Annotated in this window: 25 protein-coding genes; 4 read left to right on the top strand and 21 right to left on the bottom strand. The window is 68.4% G+C overall.

Features of this window, described 5'->3' with window-relative positions; translation table 11 throughout:
* Positions 1 to 46 precede the first annotated feature (46 nt).
* The 19 genes from OXQ95_RS09595 to OXQ95_RS09505 form a co-directional block, all read right to left on the bottom strand.
* Positions 47 to 1,288, bottom strand: coding sequence for a peptidoglycan DD-metalloendopeptidase family protein (locus OXQ95_RS09595; RefSeq protein ID WP_267381344.1), 1,242 nt, complete (start codon positions 1,286 to 1,288; stop codon positions 47 to 49).
* A complete protein-coding gene (locus tag OXQ95_RS09590; protein ID WP_242098246.1) occupies positions 1,288 to 1,710 on the bottom strand; it encodes a 23S rRNA (pseudouridine(1915)-N(3))-methyltransferase RlmH in 423 nt (140 codons plus the stop codon). Before OXQ95_RS09590 ends, OXQ95_RS09595 begins: the two co-directional genes overlap by 1 nt.
* A gap of 13 nt (positions 1,711 to 1,723) precedes the next feature.
* Positions 1,724 to 2,122, bottom strand: coding sequence for a ribosome silencing factor (gene rsfS / locus OXQ95_RS09585; RefSeq protein ID WP_242098245.1), 399 nt, complete (start codon positions 2,120 to 2,122; stop codon positions 1,724 to 1,726).
* Positions 2,123 to 2,130: 8 nt separating this feature from the next.
* Positions 2,131 to 2,733: a nicotinate-nucleotide adenylyltransferase gene (locus OXQ95_RS09580; RefSeq protein WP_267381343.1), complete on the bottom strand. Its 603-nt coding sequence runs from the start codon at positions 2,731 to 2,733 to the stop codon at positions 2,131 to 2,133.
* 42 nt (positions 2,734 to 2,775) lie between these two features.
* Positions 2,776 to 4,029 carry a glutamate-5-semialdehyde dehydrogenase gene (locus OXQ95_RS09575; protein ID WP_267381342.1) on the bottom strand — a complete coding sequence of 418 codons (1,254 nt, stop codon included), beginning with the start codon at positions 4,027 to 4,029 and terminating at the stop codon, positions 2,776 to 2,778.
* A gap of 32 nt (positions 4,030 to 4,061) precedes the next feature.
* The gene (locus OXQ95_RS09570; protein WP_242098243.1) at positions 4,062 to 4,427 is read right to left on the bottom strand and encodes a hypothetical protein; all 366 of its coding nucleotides are present in this window, start codon (positions 4,425 to 4,427) and stop codon (positions 4,062 to 4,064) included.
* 66 nt (positions 4,428 to 4,493) lie between these two features.
* Complete coding sequence (gene ftsH / locus OXQ95_RS09565) at positions 4,494 to 6,461, bottom strand: ATP-dependent zinc metalloprotease FtsH (RefSeq protein WP_276588998.1); 1,968 nt, start codon at positions 6,459 to 6,461, stop codon at positions 4,494 to 4,496.
* A gap of 74 nt (positions 6,462 to 6,535) precedes the next feature.
* Positions 6,536 to 7,501, bottom strand: coding sequence for a tRNA lysidine(34) synthetase TilS (gene tilS, locus OXQ95_RS09560; RefSeq protein WP_267381341.1), 966 nt, complete (start codon positions 7,499 to 7,501; stop codon positions 6,536 to 6,538).
* Between the two features lie 16 nt (positions 7,502 to 7,517).
* Entirely contained in the window at positions 7,518 to 8,534 is a 1,017-nt protein-coding gene (locus OXQ95_RS09555; RefSeq protein ID WP_267381340.1) for a hypothetical protein, read from the bottom strand.
* An 83-nt stretch (positions 8,535 to 8,617) separates the two neighbouring features.
* Positions 8,618 to 9,583, bottom strand: a complete 966-nt coding sequence (locus OXQ95_RS09550) for a helix-turn-helix domain-containing protein (RefSeq protein ID WP_242098240.1) — start codon at positions 9,581 to 9,583, stop codon at positions 8,618 to 8,620.
* Between the two features lie 85 nt (positions 9,584 to 9,668).
* Complete coding sequence (ptsP, locus tag OXQ95_RS09545) at positions 9,669 to 11,942, bottom strand: phosphoenolpyruvate--protein phosphotransferase (RefSeq protein ID WP_242098239.1); 2,274 nt, start codon at positions 11,940 to 11,942, stop codon at positions 9,669 to 9,671.
* Positions 11,943 to 12,086: 144 nt separating this feature from the next.
* A complete protein-coding gene (locus tag OXQ95_RS09540) occupies positions 12,087 to 12,566 on the bottom strand; it encodes an Hsp20 family protein (protein ID WP_267381339.1) in 480 nt (159 codons plus the stop codon).
* A 155-nt stretch (positions 12,567 to 12,721) separates the two neighbouring features.
* Positions 12,722 to 13,741: a Holliday junction branch migration DNA helicase RuvB gene (gene ruvB, locus OXQ95_RS09535; protein ID WP_242098237.1), complete on the bottom strand. Its 1,020-nt coding sequence runs from the start codon at positions 13,739 to 13,741 to the stop codon at positions 12,722 to 12,724.
* Positions 13,738 to 14,046 (bottom strand): type II toxin-antitoxin system RelE/ParE family toxin, encoded by a 309-nt coding sequence (locus OXQ95_RS09530; RefSeq protein WP_267381338.1) that lies wholly within the window; start codon positions 14,044 to 14,046, stop codon positions 13,738 to 13,740. Before OXQ95_RS09530 ends, ruvB begins: the two co-directional genes overlap by 4 nt.
* Positions 14,039 to 14,290, bottom strand: coding sequence for a type II toxin-antitoxin system ParD family antitoxin (locus tag OXQ95_RS09525; RefSeq protein ID WP_267381337.1), 252 nt, complete (start codon positions 14,288 to 14,290; stop codon positions 14,039 to 14,041). Before OXQ95_RS09525 ends, OXQ95_RS09530 begins: the two co-directional genes overlap by 8 nt.
* Positions 14,291 to 14,331: 41 nt before the next feature.
* Entirely contained in the window at positions 14,332 to 14,931 is a 600-nt protein-coding gene (ruvA, locus tag OXQ95_RS09520; RefSeq protein WP_267381336.1) for a Holliday junction branch migration protein RuvA, read from the bottom strand.
* Positions 14,928 to 15,434 (bottom strand): crossover junction endodeoxyribonuclease RuvC, encoded by a 507-nt coding sequence (gene ruvC / locus OXQ95_RS09515; RefSeq protein ID WP_267381335.1) that lies wholly within the window; start codon positions 15,432 to 15,434, stop codon positions 14,928 to 14,930. Before ruvC ends, ruvA begins: the two co-directional genes overlap by 4 nt.
* 34 nt (positions 15,435 to 15,468) lie before the next feature.
* Positions 15,469 to 16,212, bottom strand: a complete 744-nt coding sequence (locus OXQ95_RS09510) for a YebC/PmpR family DNA-binding transcriptional regulator (RefSeq protein ID WP_267381334.1) — start codon at positions 16,210 to 16,212, stop codon at positions 15,469 to 15,471.
* A gap of 27 nt (positions 16,213 to 16,239) precedes the next feature.
* Positions 16,240 to 16,797 carry a DUF1003 domain-containing protein gene (locus tag OXQ95_RS09505; protein ID WP_267381333.1) on the bottom strand — a complete coding sequence of 186 codons (558 nt, stop codon included), beginning with the start codon at positions 16,795 to 16,797 and terminating at the stop codon, positions 16,240 to 16,242.
* A gap of 99 nt (positions 16,798 to 16,896) precedes the next feature.
* Here OXQ95_RS09505 and OXQ95_RS09500 point away from each other — a divergent pair, with 99 nt between their 5' ends.
* The 3 genes from OXQ95_RS09500 to OXQ95_RS09490 all read left to right on the top strand — a co-directional run bounded on the left by OXQ95_RS09500 (position 16,897) and on the right by OXQ95_RS09490 (position 19,738).
* On the top strand, positions 16,897 to 18,354 hold the full coding sequence (locus OXQ95_RS09500) for an ATP-binding protein (RefSeq protein ID WP_242098230.1): 1,458 nt from the start codon (positions 16,897 to 16,899) through the stop codon (positions 18,352 to 18,354).
* Between the two features lie 80 nt (positions 18,355 to 18,434).
* Positions 18,435 to 18,833, top strand: coding sequence for a putative quinol monooxygenase (locus OXQ95_RS09495; protein WP_267381332.1), 399 nt, complete (start codon positions 18,435 to 18,437; stop codon positions 18,831 to 18,833).
* Positions 18,834 to 18,835: 2 nt separating this feature from the next.
* Positions 18,836 to 19,738, top strand: coding sequence for an alpha/beta hydrolase (locus tag OXQ95_RS09490; protein ID WP_267381331.1), 903 nt, complete (start codon positions 18,836 to 18,838; stop codon positions 19,736 to 19,738).
* A gap of 52 nt (positions 19,739 to 19,790) precedes the next feature.
* Here OXQ95_RS09490 and OXQ95_RS09485 read toward each other — a convergent pair whose 3' ends face one another.
* Positions 19,791 to 20,342: a CHAP domain-containing protein gene (locus tag OXQ95_RS09485; RefSeq protein ID WP_242098227.1), complete on the bottom strand. Its 552-nt coding sequence runs from the start codon at positions 20,340 to 20,342 to the stop codon at positions 19,791 to 19,793.
* A 176-nt stretch (positions 20,343 to 20,518) separates the two neighbouring features.
* Positions 20,519 to 21,346, bottom strand: a complete 828-nt coding sequence (locus OXQ95_RS09480) for an SDR family oxidoreductase (RefSeq protein ID WP_242098226.1) — start codon at positions 21,344 to 21,346, stop codon at positions 20,519 to 20,521.
* A 137-nt stretch (positions 21,347 to 21,483) separates the two neighbouring features.
* Here OXQ95_RS09480 and OXQ95_RS09475 point away from each other — a divergent pair, with 137 nt between their 5' ends.
* Positions 21,484 to 22,644, top strand: coding sequence for an acyl-CoA dehydrogenase family protein (locus OXQ95_RS09475; protein WP_267381330.1), 1,161 nt, complete (start codon positions 21,484 to 21,486; stop codon positions 22,642 to 22,644).
* Positions 22,645 to 22,650: the final 6 nt, after the last annotated feature.

The following is a 22,650-nucleotide window of genomic DNA, read 5'->3' as shown; positions in this document are numbered from 1 at the left end:
GTCGGTGCGATCAAAGCAGCCTCGGGGTGAACGGGCGATGAGCAGATCAGCCAATCAGCGCGGCGATATCCATCGGCCGGCCGCGGCGGCGCAGCTCGACGCCCACCTGCGGATCTGGGCCCGTGCCGGCATGGCCGACGATCTGGCCGGCGCGGACGATGGCACCGGGCGCGACGCTCGCTTGCGACAGGCCGGTCAGCAAACTGGTCCAGCCATCGCCGTGATCGAGGATCAGGATCGTCCCATAGCCGCGGAACACGCGCGCGTAACGCACCCGCCCCGCTGCCGGCGCGACGACCGGCGCGCCAGCCGCGACCGAAAAGCTGAGCCCACGCGCGCGATAGCCGGCGTCGGCGATCTCGTCGAACCCCGTCAGCAGCCGCCCCGTCACCGGCAGCCGGTACGCGCCCGCGGGCCGCGGCGGCGGCACGACGCCCCGCGCGACGGGCCGCGGCAATGGTCCCGGCAGCGTCTCCAGCGTGGCGATGGCCGCCTGGGCGCTGCCCTCCTCCTCGAGCCGATCGACCAGATCGCGGGCCTGTTCGCCCAGTGCCAGTGCGCGGTCCGATTCCCCGATCGCGCTTCGGCCCAACGCCTGTGCCCGGCCGCGATGCCGCGCCTCGAGCGACGCCAGCGCGGCGCGTTCGCGCTCCAGGCGGCCATGGCCATCGCGTAGCACCTGCGCCGCCAGCGCGGCGTTGGCCTGCAGGCGCCGCGTCTCGGCCAACTCGGTCCGCACCCCTTGCGTCTTTATCCTGACGGCCGGCACGGCGCTGCCGAGCACGGCACGGACATGGACGAGGTCGTCCACCGATCCGGGCTGCGCGACCGCGGCGATCATCGGCCGGGAGGCGAGCGATTCGAGCGCGGCGAGCAACCGGGCGATCGGCACCTGCGCTGCGCCCAGCCGCGCGCGCTGATCCGCGAGCAGACGGTCCGTCACCGCCACGCGCGCGCTCGCCGTGGCGAGATCAGCCTGGGCGGCGTCGACCCGGGCCGCCAGCGCCTCTTCGTCGGCGCGCGCCTTGCGCGCCGCGTCGCGCTCGCCGGCCGCCTGGCGTTCAAGCACTGCCGCCCGCGCCGCTGCGGCAGCTCCGTCGCGGCGGGCGATGGCGAGGCGCCGCTGTTCCTGGACGAGTGGCGATTGTGCGATGATCGGCATGGCCGACACGAGCGCCGCCGCCGCGCCGATGGCCGCGATCGCGGTGCGGAGCCGCCCCCGCCCGCCGCTGCCGAGCTCCGGACGATCGGCGGAACGACCTTTCCGGTCGCTGATGGCCGCGTCCATCACCCCTCGCGGTGATAGGGATGGTTGGCGAGGATGCTGACGCTGCGGAAAAGCTGTTCCGCCAGCATCGCGCGCGCCAGCAGATGCGGCCAGGTCGCGCGGCCGAACGACAGCAGCAGATCGGCTTCACCGCGCGCGGCATCGTCGAAGCCGTCCGCCGGCCCTAGCTCGAACCGCGCTTCGCGGACGCCGTCGTCCCGCCAGCGCCCGATCAGGCGCGCCAGTGCGGTCGAGGACAGCGTCTCGCCGGTCTCGTCGAGCAGCACGCGCCTGGTCTGCGGCTCGACCGCCGGCACCTTGCCGCCGGCGTCGGGCAGTTCGGTCAGCTTCGTCGGCCACGCGATCCGCTTCATGTAGCGGGCGACCAGTTCGCCTTCGGGCGATCGCGCGATCCGGCCGCGGGCGACGATGTGCAACAGCATCGCCGGCTGCGCGTCAGGCTTGCGAGATGGCCGCCGGCGCGGGCGGCGCATCGCCGAACGCCCACATCCGCTCCAGATTGTAGAAGGAGCGCACCTCGGGGCGGAACAGGTGAACGATCACGTCCCCTGCGTCGATCAACACCCAGTCCGCGGTGGGCAGGCCCTCGATCCGCGTCTGGCGGTGCAGTTCGCCCTTGATCTTCTCGGCGAGCTTGCCCGCCATCGACGCCACCTGACGCGTCGAGCGACCGCTCGCGATCACCATGTGATCGGCGATGCTCGATTTGCCCGCGAGCGGGATCGAGATCACATCCACCGCCTGATCGTCGTCGAGGCTTTCGAGCACGAGGCGGTGAAGCGCCTCCACCTCGGCCGGGTCGGTCGCGCGGGGGGCATTGGGGGAAGTGGCCAAGAGATCTCCTAGGGTGGTGCGTCGGGCAGAAATTGCCGGAACCAGGCAGGATTTCCGGCCCGAACCTGCGTGGCGGACATGGGGTCGGGACGGAAACGCAACAGCACGAAGGCTGGCAACTCCCACGTCGTCCACCGGTTCGCCTGGCCTGCGGGTCGCCGGAAACGCCGCAGCCAGCCCGCCGCTGGTGAGGCGGAGGCGCGGCCTTCATAACCCGGCCGCGCAATCACCGCAATCGGAACCTCGCGGGCGATGGCGCGCCATCCCTTCCAGCGATGGAATTGCGCCAGATTGTCGCTCCCCATCACCCAGATGAAGTGCGTCCTGGGGTAACGGCGTTTGAGCGCGCGCATTGTATCGATCGTGTAGCGCGTGCCGAGCCGCGCCTCGATCGTGCTCGGCCGGATCGGCGCCCGCCGCGCCATCCGGCGGGCGGACGCGAGCCGTGCGGCCAGCGGCGCCATGCCCTGTTCGGGCTTCAAGGGGTTACCGGGCGATACCAGCCACCACGCCTCGTCCAGCGCCAGCGCGTGGATCGCGGCCAGCGTGATCCGGCGATGCCCGGCATGCGCGGGATTGAACGATCCCCCGAGAAGCCCGACGCGCGTCACGCGCGATCCGATGATCCATGGTACGGCACAGGGCGGCGCGCGTCAGCCGCGCACCTGACCGCTGCCCCGGCCGATCCATTTGTACGTCGTCAGGCCCTCGAGCGCGACGGGGCCCCGCGCATGAAGGCGCCCGGTCGCGATCCCGATTTCCGCCCCCAACCCAAACTCCCCGCCATCGGCGAATTGCGTCGACGCGTTCCACAACACGATCGCGCTATCGACACCCCCCAGGAACCGCTCGGCCACCGCAGCATCCTCCGCCACGATCGCATCGGTATGATGCGAACCATGGCGTGCGATATGCGCCATCGCCCCCTCGACCCCGTCGGTGATCGCCACCGACGCGATCGCGTCGAGATATTCGGTGTCCCAATCCGCCGCTTGCGCCGCCGCCACATCGGCCATGGCGCACACCGCGGCGTCCCCGCGCACCTCGCACCTCGCCGCCGACAACGCCGCGATCAACGCCGACGCATGCGGATAGGCGCGATCGATCAGCAGCGTCTCCATCGCGCCGCAGACGCCGGTGCGCCGCATCTTGGCGTCGACCACGATCGCCGCCGCCATCGCCGGATCGGCCGAGGCATCGACATAGACGTGATTGATCCCGTCGAGATGCGCGAGAACAGGCACGCGCGCCTCGGCCTGGACGCGCGCGACGAGGCTCTTGCCGCCGCGTGGTACGATCAGGTCGATCGCGCCCTCCGCCGTCAGCATCGCGCCCACCGCCGCGCGATCGGTGATCGGCACGAGTTGCACCGCATCGACGGGCAGACCGGCCGCTGCCAGCCCTTCCACCAGCGCGGCGTGGATCGCGCGGTTGCTGCGCACCGCCTCGCTTCCGCCGCGCAGGATCACCGCGTTGCCCGAACGAACGCACAAGGCCGCCGCATCGGCCGTCACGTTGGGCCGGCTTTCATAGATGATCCCGATTACCCCGATCGGCACGCGGGTGCGCGTGAGGATCAGCCCATTGGGCCGCGTACGCGTGTCGATCACCTGACCCACGGGATCGTCGAGCGTCGCGACCGTCGCGATCGCGTCCGCCATCGCGGCGATCCGCGCCGGATCGAGCGTCAACCGGTCGCACAGCGCCGCCGACAGGCCGGCCGTCCGCGCCGCCGCCACATCCTCGGCATTGGCGGCGAGGATATCGGCCGCCGCGACGCGCACGCGACCGGCCGCCGCCTCGAGGCCGCGCGCCTTGGCCGCGTCGCTCATCGTCGCGAGCACTGCCGCAGCGATGCGCGCGCGCTCGGCCATGGCGGCGATCAGTTCAACGGCGTCCACATCCATCGTGCCGGGCTAGCATGACCCATGCCGTCCGCTCAATGGCAGGGATAGGTCTTGGCCAGGACCTTGGCATAGCCGTCCTTCAGCGGCAGCCGCTTTTCGGCCGGCGACAAGGCGGCAAGGCCGTCGAGCATCTGCATGATCCCGATCGACTGACCTTCCGGCGGGCAGGCGATCGGCGGCTTGCCCGCAGCCTTGCGTGCATCGCGCTCCGCCTTGAGCTGCGCGGTGGCCGCCTGCGCTTCGCCTTTCAGGACAGGAAAGTCGGGCGCCATCAGCGCCATGGGGCCTTGCGCCTTCAACGCATCGGCGCGGGTCAGAAAGTTCTGCACCGTAATCGCCGCGCTCGCGGGCGCGGCAGCCAGAACGAGCGCAAGCCCCGCGATACCCATCATCTTCATCGAAAACACTCCACCTCGGTTTCGGCAGTGATTACCGAAACCGAGGTGTCGCCGCCATGAACGGCATCACGCGCCGGCGGGCGCCGGGTTGCCGAACGGCCCCTGCGGACGGCGGGTCTTCGGGATCGACGTGCCGGCCGCCGGAACCGAACGCGTCGTCGCACCCGGATCGGGACGGCCGATGTCCTCGCCAGCGATGAGGCGCTTGATCTCGTCACCCGTCAGCGTCTCGAATTCGAGCAACGCACCGGCCACCGTATGAAGCTGGTCGATATGATCGCTCAGCAACTGCTTGGCGCGGTTGAGGCCGCCTTCGACGATCGTCTTGATCTCGTCGTCGATCAGTTGCGCGGTCTGGTTCGACATGCGCACCGGCTGGCTGGACGAATAGCCGAGGAAGGACTCGCCTTCCGGCTGCGCATATTCGACCGGCCCGACCTTGTCCGACATGCCCCATTTGGTGACCATGTCGCGCGCCAGACCCGTGGCATATTGGATGTCGGACGACGCGCCGCTCGACACCTTGTCGTAACCGAAGATCACCTCTTCGGCCACGCGCCCGCCCATCGACACCGCCAGATTGGCGTACATCTTGTCGCGGTGATAGCTGTAGCTATCCCGCTCGGGCAGCCGCATCACCATGCCGAGCGCACGGCCGCGCGGAATGATCGTGGCCTTGTGGATCGGATCCGATGCGGGCTCGTGGATCGAGACGATCGCATGCCCCGCCTCGTGATAGGCGGTCATCCGCTTCTCGTCGTCGGTCATCACCATGGAGCGGCGTTCCGCGCCCATCATGACCTTGTCCTTGGCCTCTTCGAACTCGGCCATCGCGACCAGGCGCTTGCCCTTGCGTGCCGCGGTCAGCGCCGCCTCGTTGACGAGGTTGGCGAGATCCGCGCCCGAAAAGCCGGGAGTGCCGCGCGCGATGACGCGCGCATCGACGTCCGGCGCCAGCGGCGTCTTCTTCATATGAACTTCGAGGATCTTGATCCGGCCCTCGATATCCGGACGCGGCACCACGACCTGGCGATCGAAGCGGCCCGGGCGGAGCAAAGCGGGATCAAGCACGTCGGGGCGATTGGTCGCCGCGATGATGATGATGCCTTCGTTCGCCTCGAACCCGTCCATCTCGACCAGCAACTGGTTGAGCGTCTGTTCGCGCTCGTCATTGCCGTTGCCGAGCCCCGCGCCGCGATGCCGGCCAACGGCGTCGATCTCGTCGATGAAGACGATGCAGGGTGCGCTCTTCTTGGCCTGTTCGAACATGTCGCGAACGCGGCTCGCGCCGACGCCGACGAACATCTCGACGAAATCCGAACCCGAAATGGTGAAGAACGGAACGCCCGCCTCGCCCGCGATCGCGCGCGCCAGCAGCGTCTTGCCCGTACCGGGCGAACCGACGAGCAGCGCACCCTTGGGGATCTTGCCGCCCAGCCGCGCGAACTTGGTCGGGTCCTTGAGGAACTCGACGATCTCCTCCAGTTCCTCGCGCGCCTCGTCGATACCGGCGACGTCGTCGAAGGTAACCTTGCCCTCCTTCTGCGTCAGCATCTTCGCGCGGCTCTTGCCGAAGCCCATAGCGCCCGAGCCCGAATTCTTCTGCATCTGCTTCAGCACGAAGAAGGCGATGCCGAGGAACAGCAGGAACGGCAACGACTGGTAGAGCAGCACCATCCAGATCGACGGGACATCCTCGGGCTTGGCCGAGATCGACACGTTCTTCTCGCGCAGCTTGGGCACCAGCCCGGCGTCGTAGATCGGATAGGCGCGGAACTTCTCGCCCGACGACAGCGTGCCGGTGATGATGTCCTTGGAGATGTTGACGTCCTTGACCGTTCCCTCGTCCACCTTATCGAGGAAGGCCGAATAGGCGATCGTGTTGCCGCCGGCTGTCGCCGAGCGTCCGTCGAACATCGTGACGAACATCGCCAGCGCAAGCAGGATTCCCACCCAGATGAGCAGGCTCTTCATCCAGGGATTGCCCCCGCCGCCGCCATTGTCGCTCGAGCCGGGCTTGTCGTTGTCGTTCATGGAGTACCTTTCCGAGCACCCAAGATAAGCGCGCGCAGGTTAATGGCAATGGAACAGATGCACGCGCCCGCCACTCAATGCGCCCGACGCGGCGGGGCAACGCGGAAGCGCCACGTCTCGCCGCGCGTGCTCGCCACGAGCCCCGCCTGCGTCGCCTGGCTGCCGCGTTCCAGCGCGTCGAGCAACGACTCGATGTTGGCGGCATCGGACCATTCGGGACGCAGGATGCCATGGGCGGCGCGAACCTCGCCGATCGCCCGGCGGACGAGCCGGCGGCGCAGTTCGCGCGGCAGGCCCTCGACCGAAAGCCGGACGTCCTCCCGCCCCTGCGCGCGCGTCGACCACAACCATTGGGCCACGGCCCGCAGGTCGGCATCCGCCTCCGCGAGCGCGGCGGCGGACCGCGCCAGCCGTGGCGGATCGAGCCACTCGTTCGCATCCAGCAGCGCGCGGAATCGGGTGCGGTCGTAGCGGAGATCGTGGTTGGACGGATCGTCGATGAACGGCAGTTCCGCGCGGCGCACGATCGCGCGCAATTCGGCGCGGCGCCATTCGAGTAGCGGGCGGACGACGGCGATCCCGTCGATCGGTGTGCGGGCGCGAACGCCGGCCAACCCCGCCAGCCCCGCCCCGCGCGCCGCTCGCATCAGGAACGTCTCGGCCTGATCGTCCGCATGATGCGCGGTCGCGATGCACGCCACGCCGATCGCGCGCGCCTGCGCGGCGAGCAGCGCATAGCGGACGGCACGCGCCTGCGCCTGAAGGCTGGCACCCTCGATCGGGGCATCGGGGACGAGCGTCGCGTGAGGCAGCCCCAGCGTCGCGCATTGCGCCGCGACCATCGCCGCCTCCCCGACCGACTCGTCGCGCAGCCGGTGGTCGACCGTCGCGACCGTTATGGCCGGCACGCCGGCACCGTGCGCCAGCGCCAGCATCGCCATGCTGTCCGGGCCGCCCGAGACGGCGAGAAGCAGACCCGTCGGCATTTCACCGCACACCCGCGTCAGATCGGCAAGGAAGCGGTCGGTATCGGTGCTCACGCGCCTCGCCTTCAGGTCAGCCGCACTTGGCGGCGGCGCGTCCCTTGACCATGTCCGCCTTCATCGCGGCAGACAGCTTGGCGCCATACACATCGTCGAGTTCGCCATAGACCTTGCACGCATCGGCGGGCTTCTTCAGCGTCATCAGCGCCTTGCCGAGATACAACAGGCTCTCGGGCGCGCGCTCGCCATCGGGCATCTTCTTGTAATTCTCATAGAAGGCCATCGAAGCGAGGCTGGGCTTGCCGTCATCGAGATAGCTGCGGCCGAGCAGATTCTGCGCATAGCTCGCGCGGCGGTTCTTCGGATAATCCGTCACCACCTTCTTCAACTGCGCCTCGGCCTCCGGGTAGAGTTTGGCCTGCCAGAGACGATAGCCGTAGAGATATTCGTCCTCGGGCGTGTCGCCGCTGGATGGCCGCTCCACCGCATCGACCAGTTTCGCCCGCGCCGGCGTGGTGGAAACGGGTGTCGGCCGGGAGGCCGCGCCGGTGGCGCGCGCGGGCCGGTCGATCGCCGAAGGCGCGGCATCGTCCCGCGCCGGTGCGTCCCGTGTGGCGCGCGGGCTCGCCGAGCGCGGCGTGGGCATGTCGCGCGGCATGGGCGAGTCGGGCGAGGAAAGCCCCGCCGGCCCGGCGTCGGGCGAAGCGCCGGCCGCGAGCGTCGCCAACCGGGCATCGGTGGCGCGGCGATAGGTGTCGAACTGTTCCTGGAGCAGCCGGAGCTTGTAGCCGTTCTGCTCGCTCTGCCCGGTCAGCGTCGCCATCTGCTGTTCGAGCGAGGTGACGCGCGCGGTCACGTCGGCCAGCGGGCTCGAGGCGGGCGTGCCGGCCAGATCGCCGCGCGGACGATCGGGGGCGACGATCTCGGGCTGGAGCGTCTGCCCCGCGCCGCCCGGAAACACCTTGCGCTGCACCGCGCGCATCTCGCTCTCGAGCTTGCCGACACGGCCCTCGACATTGGATTGGGCGTTCGCCGCCACCGGCATCAGCGCGGTTCCGGCCAGCAGGACGATCGAGAATACGCTACGCATGGGATACACCCCCCGGTGTCGATGAGGCCATCGCTATAGCGACAAGCCGATGCCTGTCGCCAGCCTTTACACGTCCTAGACCCTCAAGGCGTCGAAGCGTTTCCAGGCGGTGGTGGCGATGCCGCCGCATCGAGGTTCGCGCGCTGCGTTTCGCTCAGCTTGGGCTTGGCGGGCGCACTCCGCTTCGCGGTCTTCGTCCGCCCGGCATCATGCGTCGGAGACGACGTAGCGGTGGGCGTCGGCGATGCGCCGGATGTCGGCTGCGCCGCACCGGCGGCGCGCGCGGCGATGGCGGCGCCACTCACCTTCACGTCCTTGATCGCATGCTCACCCGTGCCGAGCGGGGCCACCGCTGAACCGTTCAGCGTTACGGTCAGCTTGTCCGCCCGGCCGACGTTGATCATCGGATCCTTGGCATCGGCGGGCACGGTGTAGGATTCGCCCTGCTTCATCGTGCCGAGGTACAGCGTCTTGTTGTCGGCATCATAGACGCGCATCCACACTTCGTCCCGGGCGGTCAGCACCACCTGGCCGCCGGTGGGCGCGATGGGACTGGGGCGCGCGGCGGGAACGGGCGCCACGACGGCAGGTGCACTCGCGACCGAAGCCGGAGCCGATGCGCCTTGTCGGAACAGGTCGGTTCCATACCAGAGTCCCACCAGGATCAGCACCGCCAGCGCCAGGCCCAGCCCGACGATCGCCACGCCGCGCGACGGCACCCGCGCGGGATCGGCCATCTGATAGGGTTCATATTCGGGAATGCGGCGACCAAGCAGATCGACCTCGGCGCGCACCATCGCCCCGATCGCGACCGCATCCGCACCGACCGCACGCGCATAAGCGCGCGCAAAGCCGACCGCATAGGTGGGCGACGGCAGACCGACATAGTCGCCCGCCTCGATCGCTTCGAGATGACGCAGGGGAATGCGGGTGCGCTGCCCGACCTCGGCGATGCTCAGCCCCTGGGCTTCGCGTGCCTGGCGCAGCAGGTCACCGGCGCGCACGGGCGGCGCGCCCGGTATCGGCTCGCCGGGTTCGACCTCGTCCATTCCTGTCTCCGCTCGCGCTCTCGTGGCCACGTCTCCCAGAGCACCGGGGGCGTGTCAACGCGCTCTACAAACCTTTGGTCGCGCTTCAGGCGGTCTCCACCCCATTCTCCGCCGCCCATGCCGCAAGCGCGGCTCGGGGATCGCGCGGCGGGGCGGCCAGCAGAGTCGCCATGAAGCCACGAAGCGCACCGCGATCGAGCGACCGCACCATTGCCTTGATCGGCCCGATCGCCGCCGGCGTGATCGACAGGCGCTCAATCCCGAGGCCGATCAACGCCATCGCCTCCAGCGGCCGGCCGCCCATTTCGCCGCACACCGCAAGCGTGACGCCCGCGTCGCGGCACGGCCCCACCAGCCGTGCGAGAAAACGCAGGATCGAGGGGCTGAGCCAGTCGTAACGCTCGGCGAGCTTGGGGTTCGCGCGATCGGCGGCGAACAGGAACTGCGTCAGATCGTTGGTGCCGACCGACAGGAATTGCAGCTTGGGCAACAGGATGTCGAGCTGCTCCGCCAAGGCGGGCACTTCGAGCATCGCACCATAGCGGACCTCCGCCGGGCCCTTGCCTCCGCGCTGCGCCATCCAGGCACGCTGCGATTCGAACAGCGCCTTGGCCTCATCGAATTCCCATGGCTCGCTCACCATCGGGAACATGACGTTCAATGTCCGTCCGGCCGCCGCCTCGATCAGCGCGCGCGCCTGCACCTTCATCAGCCCGTCGCGCTCCAGGCTCAGGCGCAGCGCCCGCCAGCCCATCGCCGGGTTTTCCTCGACGCCCGATTCCTCCTTCAGATAGGGGAGCGCCTTGTCGCCGCCGATATCGACCGTGCGGAACACCACCGGCCGGTCCCCGGCGGCATCCAGCACCTCCTTGTAGAGACGCTGCTGGCGCTCGCGCTGCGGCAGCGTCGCCGAAACGAGAAACTGGAATTCGGTGCGGAACAGCCCGATCCCATCCGCGCCCGTCACGTCGAGTGCCGCGACGTCGTCGCGCAACCCCGCATTCACCAGCAGCGTCAGCCGGTGCCCGTCCTTCGTCACCGGCGGCACGTCGCGCAGCGCGGCAAACGCAGCCTTACGCTTCTGCCGCAACTGCAGACGCGCCTCGAACGCTTCCTCCATCGCGAGCGATGGGCGCACGAACACATTGCCTTCGATCACGTCGAGCAACAGCAGGTCGCCCTCCGCGATCAGCCGCCGCACGTCGCGAACGCGACCGAGCACGGGAACGCCCATCGCCCGCGCGACGATCGTGACATGCGCGGTCAGCGATCCCTCTTCCAGGATCACGCCCTTCAGACGGCGCTTGTCATATTCGAGCAGTTCGGCAGGGCCCAGATTGCGCGCGATCAGGATCGTATCCTGGCGCAGCCCCAATTGGGCGGCGGTGCCCATCTGGCCCGAGACGATCCGCAACAGCCGGTTCGACAGATCCTCCAGATCGTGCATCCGGTCGGCGAGCAACGGATCGTCGATCTGGCGCATCCGCTGGCGGGTGCGCTGCTGCACGCGCTCGATCGCCGCCTCCGCGGTCAATCCGGAATCGATCGCCTCGTTGATCCGCCGCGCCCAACCCTCGTCATAAGCGAACATCTTGTAGGTCTCGATGACCTCGACATGCTCGCCCGCCACGCCGAATTCGGCCTCGCGCGCCATCTTGTCGATGCCCTGGCGCATCTTGTCGAACGCGGCGTAGACGCGGTGGCGCTCCGCATCGATGTCCTCGGCGACGGTATGTTCGATCGTGATCCGCGGCTGGTGGAACACGGCATGGCCCGAACCCATGCCGTCGACCAGTTTCTGCCCCGCGATCCGGACGGCGGCCGTGGACTGGACGCGGTCCTGCCCGCTGGCGGCGGTATCGATCAGCCCGGCATTGGCAATGAGTTCGGAGAGCACCATCGCCACCGTCTGCAACGCCTCGATCTCCACATCGGCATAGCGGCGCGGATCGCTGTGCTGCACCGCGAGCACCCCCACCGCGCGTTCGCGACGGATGATGGGGACGCCGGCGAAGCTGTGATAGCGATCCTCGCCGGTTTCGGGTTTATAGGCGAAATCGGGATGGCTTGCCGCCTCGTCGAGGTTCAGCACCTCCACCTGCTCGGCGATGGTGCCCACCAGCCCCTCGCCCAGCGCCAGCTTCGTCACGTGCACCGCGTCCTGATCGAGCCCGCGGGTGGCGAAGAGTTCGAGCACCCCCTCGCGCAGCAGATAGATCGAGCAGACCTCGCTGCCGATCGCCTCGGCGATGATGCCGACAACCGAATTGAGCTTGGATTGCGCCGGGCTGCGCGCCGCCATCACGTCGTGCAGACGGACGAGGATCTCGCGGGCGGAGGCAGCGGCGGATACGGGCATGAGGGAAGCGTAGCAGGCGCGCGGGCGCAGTGTCATGCGGATTTGGATCGATACGCGCGTGAAAACGGGCAGCGCGGTGAAGCGCGCCGAAGCGACCCACCGGCCGATCCTCGCGATCGATGCCGGTGGGTCAAACTTACCGGATCATGCCGCCTCGCGAAGCTCTTCGGACGGCGCTTCGATACGGTCGTTCGTCGCCGATCCATCACGAATCGCGATCTTGCGCGGCTTCATCGCCTCGGGGACGACGCGCTTCAGCTGGATGGTAAGCAAGCCGTTTGCGAAACCGGCCTCTCCCACCTCGATATGATCGGCAAGCTGGAAACGCCGTTCGAACGGACGCGCGGCGATCCCGCGGTGGAGATACTGGGCCTTGTTCTCGTCGTCGGCACGCTTGCCGATGACGGTGAGCTGATTCTGCTGCGCGACGATTTCTATATCGTCCGGGCGAAAGCCTGCCACCGCCAGCGTGATCCAGTAACGGTCCGTGCCATCCGTCGCAATGTCGAACGGGGGATAGCCGTCCGCGGTTTCGCCGCGCGCACCCGTTTCGAGCAGATCGAAGAGATGATCGAACCCCACGGACGAACGCCGATAGGGCGTGAAGTCAAATCCGGTTCTCATTTCCAAACCCTCCTGATGAAGCAATCTGGGCGTGAGAAGCGCCGGAGGGAGCCGGCACCCTCTATGTCCCACCGGGCCCACCAGCGGCGCCCGGCAGAAAAAATCTAGGTTTGCGATCGCCCCGGTCAAGCATCCCGACCGCTTTTTTCGCTGTCTTAGTCGAACAGTCCATCCTGCGATCCGGCGGGTGGATTGAGCCCGAGATGCTTCCAGCCGCCCGCGTTCAGGCAACGCCCGCGCGCGGTGCGCGCGACGAGGCCGAGCTGGATCAGATAGGGTTCGATCACCTCCTCGATCGTGTCGCGCGGCTCGCTCAGACCCGCGGCCAGCGTCTCCACGCCCACCGGCCCACCGCGATAGATGTCGGCGATCATCGTCAGATAGCGCCGGTCCATCGCGTCGAGCCCAAGCGCGTCGACCTCCAGCCGGTTGAGCGCGGAGTCGGCAGCCTTGGCGTCGACCACATCATGCCCCGCCACGCTCGCGAAATCGCGCACCCGCCGCAGCAGCCGCCCCGCGATCCGCGGCGTACCGCGCGATCGCCGCGCGACCTCCACCGCACCGTCGGGAGCGATGGCGAGCCCCAGCAGCCCCGCCGCCCGCGTCACCACGCGCGTGAGTTCCTCGATGGTGTAGAATTGCAACCGCACGGGAATGCCGAACCGGTCGCGCAGCGGCGTGGTGAGCAGCCCCTGCCGCGTGGTCGCGCCGACGAGGGTGAAACGCGGCAGGTCGATCCGCACCGACCGTGCGGACGGCCCCTCGCCGATCATCAGATCGAGCGCGCGGTCCTCCATCGCGGGATAAAGCACCTCCTCGACGGCGGGCTGGAGACGGTGGATCTCGTCGATGAACAGCACGTCGCCGTCTTCGAGATTGGTCAGCAGCGCCGCCAGATCTCCCGATTTGGCGATGACGGGCCCCGATGTCGCGCGGAACCCCACGCCCATCTCACGCGCGACGATCTGCGCGAGCGTGGTCTTGCCGAGGCCGGGCGGCCCGAAGAACAGCACGTGATCGAGCGCATCGCCGCGCTCGCGCGCCGCCTGGATGAACACGCGCAGATTCTCTCGCGCCGCCTTCTGCCCGACGAATTCGTCGAGCGATTTGGGGCGAAGCGCCGCGTCGACATCCTCGGGCTTGCGGGCGGCGGTCAGGAGGCGATCGTCGGTCAAGGCCTGTCCCGAAACGCACGAACGACGTCGCGTGCGTGATGGATGATACGAACGATCAAAACATTTTCCTCGTCGTCGATGCGGTAGAATATCCGGTGCGGATGGTGCGACAAGCTGAGGATATCGTCCTGATGGAATTCGGGGCGCTCCTGCCTCGCCCGAGGATTGTCGCGCAACAGCCGGACGAGGCGTTCGAAGCCACTCACACGCGCCGCGGACGCCGTTGCACCATGATCCCGAATACCGATGGTCCTGATCTGCCGCAGATCCCGCGTCGCCACGGCGGTCAGCCGAACCCTACCCATGCGGGTCGGCGATCTCCGTCACGATGTCCCGCAAGACATCCTCAGGCTCGCGATCGATGATTCCCGAAGCGATACCTTCGTCGATCAACGCCTGGACCCGCCGAACATCCGCCTGATAGAGACCCTGATCGCGTTCGACCAAGTCGCGGAGATAGGCAGCGGGGTCCACGAACCCCTCGGCGGATACGCGGCCATCGACGTAGCGCTGAAGTTCAGGCGGAAGGGAGACGTGGAGCAGCGCCATGTTCCCGATATAGTCCCCCGTGCATGGGCCGTCCAGCGCGACTACTTCGCCGCCTTGCGAAGCGCCAGCCGCACCAGCGCATCCAAGCCGGTGCCCGCGCCCAGTTCCTCCTCGGCAGCCGCCACGGCATTCGCGGCCTCGGCCGGGCGGAACCCCAGGTTCAGCAGCGCCGAGACCGCATCCGCCGCCGCACTGCCTACAGGCGCCACGACACTCGCCCCGGCCGGGCCGATCGCGATGCCGCCCACCTTGTCCTTCAACTCACGCACGATCCGCTCGGCGAGTTTAGGGCCGACGCCGTTCGCGCGCGCCACCGTCGCCTTGTCCTGCGCCATCACCGCGCGACCGAGATCGGCAGGCTCCAGCGCGGACAGGATCGCGAGCGCGACTCGCGCGCCCACGCCCTGCACGCCCGTCAACAGGCGGAACCAGTCGCGCTCACCCGCGCTGGAGAAGCCGACCAGGCGCAGGAAATCCTCGCCCACCAGCATCTCGGTATGCAGCATCACCGCCTCGCCGACCGGACCGATGCCGGCGAGCGTGCGGCTCGATGCACCGACCAGATAGCCGACGCCGCCGACATCGATCACGGCATGGTCGATCCCGGTCGAATCGAGCCGCCCCTTCAGATGCGCGATCATGCGGTCACCCGCGCGCGCCGCGCCATGCCCTCGGCGCTGGCGAGATGATGCGCGTGGCAGATCGCCACCGCCAGCGCGTCCGCCGCATCCGGCCCTGCCAGCTTCGCACCGGGCAGCAGCACCCCCATCATCGCCTGGATCTGCCTCTTCTCAGCGCCCCCTGTGCCGACCACCGCCTTCTTCACGGTCGAGGGATGATATTCGCCGATGTGCAGCCCCGCCCCCGCCGCCGCCAGCAGCACCACGCCGCGTGCCTGCCCCAGCTTCAGCGTCGATTGCGCGTTCGAATTGCCGAGCACCTCTTCCACGGCCGCGCCCGCCGGGCGCTCGGCACGGATCACGTCGATCAGCGCGGCATAGAGCGCGGACAGGCGACGTGGCAGCGCCATCGACGGATCCGTCCTGATCTGGCCGTTGGCGACATGCGTCAGCCGGTTGCCCTCGGCCCGGATCACGCCCCAGCCCGTGGTGCCGAGACCCGGATCGAGGCCGAGGATCATCACGCGGCCGTCATTCCCGCCAACGCTCCGACCCGCGTCAACCCAGCTTCTCCATCACCGCATCGGGCACTTCGTAATTGCCCCATACGGTCTGCACGTCATCGTCGTCGTCGAGCACGTCGATCAGCTTGAACAGCGTGGCGGCGTCGTTCTCGTCGACCTCGACCATCGTCTGCGGGCGCCAGGCGAGCTTGGCCCCCTCCGCCTCGCCCAGCACCGGCTCGAGCGCCTTCGAGACTTCGTGGAGATCGCCGACCGCGGTCCAGATCTCGTGCCCGTCCTCGCTGGACGTCACGTCCTCGGCACCGGCTTCCAACGCGGCCTCGAAGACCTTTTCCGCATCGCCGGCACGCGCCGGGTACGAGATCAGCCCCATCCGGTCGAACGCGTGGCTCACCGAACCCGGCGCGCCGAGATTGCCGCCGTTCTTGGAAATCGCGGTGCGCACGTTGGTCACGGTGCGGTTGCGGTTGTCGGTCAGCGTCTCGACGATCAGCGACACGCCGCCGGGGCCGAATGCCTCGTAGCGGATTTCCTCGTAATTCTCGGCATCGCCCTTCGACGCCTTGTCGATCGAGCGCTGGATATTGTCCTTGGGCATCGACTGCGCCTTGGCGGCGTTCACCGCAGCGCGCAGGCGCGGGTTCATGTCGGGATCGGGCAGGCCCATCTTGGCCGCGACGGTGATTTCGCGGCTCAGCTTCGAGAACATGCCCGAACGTTTCTTATCCTGCGCACCCTTGCGGTGCATGATGTTCTTGAACTTGGAATGGCCTGCCATCGACGCCTCTTTGAATGATGGCCGGCTTTAGGACGTGGGCGGGGATTTCGCCAGAGCGTCGATCTTGGCCTCCAGCGCGGCAAGCCGGTCGAGCACGATATGATCCAGCTTCTCGTGGACGCGCAGGATGTCGAGCTCCGATCGCAAGTTGGTTTCGTAGTCGAGGCTGGCGGCCAGCCGGTCCTTCGCCGATTGCCGGTTCTGGCTCATCATGATAACCGGCGCCTGTATCGCGGCCACGGTCGAGAGCATCAGGTTGAGGAAGATATAGGGGTAGGGGTCGAACGCCGCGCCGAAATGCGCGAGCACGTCCGAATTGAGCAGCATCCAGCCGAGCAGCACCACGGTGAAGGCGATGATGAAGCCCCACGAACCGCCGATCGCCGCGACCTTGTCCGACAACCGATCGCCGAAATCGGAGCGTTCATCGGCGACGTCAGCGGCGTCGCGGCTGACGGTGCGCCCCGACTCGATCCCGGCGAGGACGCGGCGCTCCTCCTCGTCGAGTTCGGCGGGCTTCTTGCCGAGCAGGCGATGCGCCATCTCCGCGAGCGCGGTGGCCGATATGCGGACGGCCGAGGCCATGGCGTTTCCCCTGATCGCGTGTCTCGCCGCCCCTTAGGACGGCGTCAGCGCGCCGCAAACCCCTTGCCCGCCCGGTCGCCGGCCTGCAAACGCACCCCCATGACGGTAAGCGTGGACATGGGGAGCGACGAGCGCGGTGGTTCGGTGCCGATCGACCTGGAGGAGCTGCTCGCGACGCGCCTGCTCGTCCAGGGTAATTCCGGATCGGGCAAATCGCATCTGCTGCGCCGCCTGCTCGAACGCTCGGCAGGCCAGGTTCAGCAGGTCGTGATCGATCCCGAGGGCGATTTCGTGACGCTCAGCGGCGCTTACGGCCATGTCGTGATCGAGGCGGGCGATTACAGCGAACGCGAGATCGCGCGGTTCGCCACACGGCTGCGCGAACATCGCGCGTCGGTCGTGCTGAGCCTCGAAGGGCTGGAGGTCGAAGGGCAGATGCGCTGTGCCGCCGCCTTCCTGTCGGCGATGTTCGATGCCCCGCGCGAACATTGGTACCCAGCCCTCGTGGTGGTCGACGAGGCGCAGCTCTTCGCGCCGGCCGCCGCGGGCGAGGTGACCGAAGAGGTGCGCCGCGCATCGCTGTCGGCCATGACCAACCTGATGTGCCGCGGGCGCAAGCGCGGCCTTGCCGGCGTGATCGCGACGCAGCGCCTTGCCAAGCTGGCCAAGAACGTCGCCGCCGAGGCCTCCAATTTCCTGATGGGCCGCACCTTTCTCGACATCGACATGGCGCGCGCCGCCGATCTGCTCGGCATGGATCGTCGCCAGGCGGAGACGATCCGCGATCTGCAGCGCGGCACCTTCCTGGCGCTCGGCCCTGCGGTGTCGCGGCGGCCGATCACGGTGCGGATCGGCGCGGTCGAGACGTCCGCGCGCAGCGGCAGCCCCAAGCTCACGCCCCTGCCCACCGCGACCCCGCCCGAGGACATGAAGGACCTGCTCTTCGCGCCCGAGCCGGTGGTGGATCAGCCCGGATTCGCCTTCGACAGCCGGCCGATGGCGGTGCCGCCCGACCGCGTGATCGCGCAGCTCGGCCGCAGCGTTCCCGAGCCGCTCACCGCCACCGAGCGCGACCCGCAGGAGGTGGAGGCGATCGTCGCGGAGGTGATGCGCGCGATCGTGGCCGATGCCGAGGCGGCGCTCCGGCCGCCCTCGGTGCTGTTCCAGGATTTCCAGGTGCGCTGCCGGATGGCCGATCTGGCGCGGCCGCCGCTCGATCTCGCGGGCTTCACCCGGCGGCTCAGTTGCGCGCGGGCGGGCATCTTCGATCTGGCGGACGAAGCATGGACCACCGCGCTCGACGTGGCGGGCGGCCTGCCCGACGATATGCTGGGCGCGTTCCTGCTGGTCGCCCGTGCCGCGCGCGAGGGCGCACCCTGCCCGTCCGACGCGCAGATCGCCGAGACCTATGGCACCAGCTCGCTCGGCCGCGTGCGCCGCCTGATCGGCTATATCGAGCAGCGCGAGCTCTTCGTGTGCCGCACCGACCTGACCGGCAAACGCTCGATCACGATCCCCCGGCTCGGCTGGACGACGCAGGCGGCCGAAGCGGCCTGAGGGAAGCCCGCGCACGGACGATTTGCCAGCCTGCCCGCGCCATGCTTCAACGTCCGCCACCATAGGACAGGAGCAGGACAATGGATGCGAAGGACACGAAGGTGTCACGTAGAATGGTGGTGGCCGGGGCGGCGGTGGCGGGTATCGCCGCGATGCTGCCTTGGGCGCAAGTGGCCAGGGCACAGGACGGTTCGCTCTACGTGATCGCCGAGCTGGTCGCCAAGAAGGGCCAGGAGGCGGCGCTGCGCGACGCGTTGATCCCGTTCGCGCGAGGGGCGACGCAGGATCGGGGCTGCCTGTCCTATCATTTGCACGAGGACATCGCGCATCCGGGCCGGTTCCTCACCTTCGAGAGCTGGACGAGCGAGGCGGATCTGGCGGCACACCTCTCCTCGCCGGCGATGGCGGCGGCGCGGCCGACCATGGCCAAGCTGCTCGGCAAGCCGTTCGCCTTCACCCGGCTGCGGCGGCTCGTCTGACGATGCGGGGGCGCCCGGCCCGCGTAGCGGCCATCGCGGCGGTGCTGCTGCTCGCCGGGTCCGGCGCCGCCGCGGCGCTTACCTCGCCGCCGGGATTGTTGAGCTTTCTCGATGGTTTGGAGGGTGGCGGCGTGGGCGCGGACAGGGTCGCGCGCGCGGTGCCGTTCGGCGATCATGGGCAAGCGCTCGACGTCTGGCGGCCGGCAGGCGCGCGGGCGAAGCCGCTGCCGGTGGTGATCTTCTGGTATGGCGGCGGCTGGGTGAACGGATCGCGCGGCGCCTATGCCTTTGCCGCGCGCGCCTATGCCAAAGCGGGCTTCGTCGTGGTGGTGCCCGATTACCGCAAGGTGCCGCAGGTGCGCTTCCCCGCCTTTCTCCAGGACGGCGCGCAGGCGGTGAAATGGACGCGCAACCATGTCGCGTCCTATGGCGGCGATCCGGCGCGGATCGCGCTCGCCGGGCATTCGGCAGGCGCCTATACCGTCGCGATGCTGACGCTCGATCCGCGCTGGCTGCGCGCGGAGGGCGTCGATCCGGGGATCGTCAAGGCGGCAGTGGGGCTGTGCGGCCCCTATGACTTCTATCCCTTTACCGTGAAGCGATCGATCGATGCGATGCAGGGCGTCGCCAATCCCCAGATGACCCAGCCGCTGCATTTCGCCCGCGGTGATGCCGCGCCGATGCTGCTGATCTCGGCCGGCGACGACGTGCAGGTCCATGCGCACAACGCCGTCAACCTCACCGCGCGGATCGCGCAGCTAGGCGGGCGGGTGACTCATATCGATTATCCCGGAATCAGCCACGAGAACGTCGTCATGGCGCTATCCGTGCCATTTCGCGGAAAGGCCCCCGTACTGCGCGACAGCGTGGCGTTCCTCGATCGCGCAATGCCCGCGCCCCGGTAACCCCGCTCGCATCCACCGCCCCGATCGCGGCGGTGCCGGCTTGTTCGCCAGCTTATTCGGGCGTGTTGGCCAGCGTGAAGATCCCGCGCGGATCGGTGGGCCCATGCTGCGCCAGCACGACGGGCGCGTCGAGATCGCTGCCCTTGGGCGCATGGCCCGAATAGATGAAGCCGTTGGTCGGATAGGCGCTCGTGCCCAGATCGCCCTGCGGCGCATACCAGACCTTCACCATCGACCAGTCGCCATTGGTGGACACGTCGACCGCACGGACGTCGGTTTCGACCTTGCCGGGGCGCGACCAGTTGGCGTGGGTGAGAAGCACCTCATGGTCGTTCACGATCTTCGACACCATCGCGACATGGCCGACGCGCATCCGGTGGCTGGCGGCAAAGGCGAGAACGGCGCCGACTTTGGGCGCATGGCCACGATCGTAGCGGCCGGCGGCCTGGCCCCACCAGGTGTTCGCGTTGCCGCGGATATCGATCCCCGAAATCTCGCGGGCATAGGGCGCGCACTGCCAGAACTGGGCGGCAGCTGGAGCGGCCGTCATCAGGCCGCACGATACCACCAGCGCAAAACGCGCTGCCAAAGCCTTGAAATTCATGGACCCCCCGAAAGGTCGGTGAAAGCGATGAATTTTGGCTAGAGGCGCGCGATTTTTTTGGAAAGCCCCGCGGGAACCTTATCCGACGAAGCGTGTTTGCGGGGCGATGGCCGGGTTGAAATGAGGCGGGTGACCGTTGTTTCGGGGTATCGCCGACCCGCCGAACCGGTCGAATCTCAGCGGATGCTCTCCAGAATCGAGAAGAGCGAAGGCTGGCTGGCATCCCAGCTCGCGCGCGTGCCGATCGTCAGGCCGCCGTCGATCACGATATGCGTTCCCGTCACGAACGACGCATCGTCACTCGCCAGATAGGCGACCGCGGCGGCGATGTCCTCAGGGCGGCCGGTGCGGCGGATCGGCTGCGCGTCCGCGGCGACATGCGCGATGACGCCGTCCGCCCTGGCCTTGCCGGCGGCGTCGATGCCCAGCGCGCTGGTGAAGATGTTGGTGGCGATGAAGCCGGGGACGACGGCGTTCACCCGGATCGCATGCCTGGCCAGATCGGCCGCCGCCAGCCGCGTCAGATGGAGTACCCCGGCCTTGGCGGTCGAATAGGCGGTGGGCGCGTAGCCGCTGCCGAGCGCGGACACGCTGGAGGTGTTGACGATCGCCCCGCCGCCGCGCCTGGCCATCAACGGTGCCGCGTGGCGGATGCCGAGCGCCACCGAGCGCAGCAGCAACGCCTGCGTCCGATCCCAGTCGTCGGCGGAGATGGTATCGATCGGGTCGCGCGATCCGCCGGCGCCGGCATTGTTGAACAGGATGTCGAGGCCGCCCGCCGCGTCGGCCAGTGCCAGCAGCGCGACGATGTCGCCTTCTTGCGTCACATCGGTGCGGTGGAAGACGATCCGGCCGTTCGATTCGTCGGCGAGCGCCTGCCCCGCCTCCGCATCGATATCGCCGACGAAGACCTGCGCGCCTTCGTCGACGAAGCGGAGCGCGGTGGCGCGCCCGATGCCCGATGCGCCGCCCGTCACCACCGCGTTCCTGCCCGACAACCGCATTCCACTCTCCTCGCTTTTGCCAATCATAGTATGGCATGTCTGCCGGTCAATCGGCGGTCGTTCGAACGTGCGGTTTGGCTTGCGGGCAATCCCGCAGCGCTCTACCCACGCCCTGGAACATCGTCACGGAACCCGCCATGCCCCTTGATCCCGAAACCTTTGACGCGCTGATCGATACGGTGCGCCGCTTCGTCGCCGAACGGCTCCGCCCGCTGGAGGCGGAGGTGGAGGCGAACGACGCGATCCCCGCCGCGGTGATCGCCGAGATGCGCGACATGGGGCTGTACGGGCTGTCGATCGCCGAAGATTATGGCGGCCTGGGGCTGGCCATGATCGAAGAGGTACGCGTTGCGATCGAACTGGGTCGAACGACGCCCGCTTTTCGTTCCACTTTCGGCACCAATGTGGGCATCGGCAGCCAGGGCCTCGTCATGGCGGGTACGCCCGAACAGAAGGCTGAGTGGCTGCCGCGGATCGCAAGCGGCGAGATCATCACCAGCTTCGCGCTTACCGAGCCCGATGTCGGGTCCGATTCCGGATCGGTGAAGACGCGCGCGGTGAAGGCCAAGGATGCCCAAGGCAACGACGTCTATCGCCTGTCGGGCACCAAACGCTACATCACCAATGCCGACAAGGCGGACCTGTTCACGGTGATGGCGCGCACCGGCGACGCGCCGGGCGCACGCGGCGTGTCGGCATTCCTCGTGCCCCGCGATCTGCCGGGCGTGTCGATCGGCGAGCCCGAAAAGAAGATGGGGCAAAAGGGCGCGAAGGTCGCAGACGTCATCTTCGACGACGTGGCCGTCCCCGCTGCGAACCGGCTGGGCGCAGAGGGTGAAGGCTTCAAGATCGCGATGCGCGTCCTCGATCGCGGCCGGCTGCACATCGCGGCGGTGTGCGTGGGCGTCGCCGAGCGGCTGATCGCGGACTGCGTCGCCTATGCGAGCGAGCGCAAGCAGTTCGGCAAGCCGATCGCCGAGCATCAGCTGATCCAGGCGATGATCGCCGATTCCAAGACCGAGGCGCTCGCCGCGCGCGCGCTGGTGCTGGAAACCGCGATGGCGAAGGATGCGGAGCGCGACGTGGTGCTCGAATCCGCCGCGGCCAAATATTACGCGTCGGAGATGGTCGGCCGCGTCGCGGACCGTGCGGTGCAGATCTTCGGCGGGGCGGGCTATATCGCCGATTACGGCATCGAACGGCTGTACCGCGACGTGCGGCTGTTCCGCATCTACGAAGGCACCAGCCAGATCCAGCAGATCATCATCGCCCGCGAAACCATCAAGCGCGGCGGCTAAAGGAGC

The sequence above is a fragment of the Sphingomonas sp. GC_Shp_6 genome, from assembly GCF_026540835.1.
GTDB lineage: Bacteria > Pseudomonadota > Alphaproteobacteria > Sphingomonadales > Sphingomonadaceae > Sphingomonas.
Note: the sequence above shows the minus strand (reverse complement) of the source record. Positions and strands in the feature narration are given on the sequence as shown.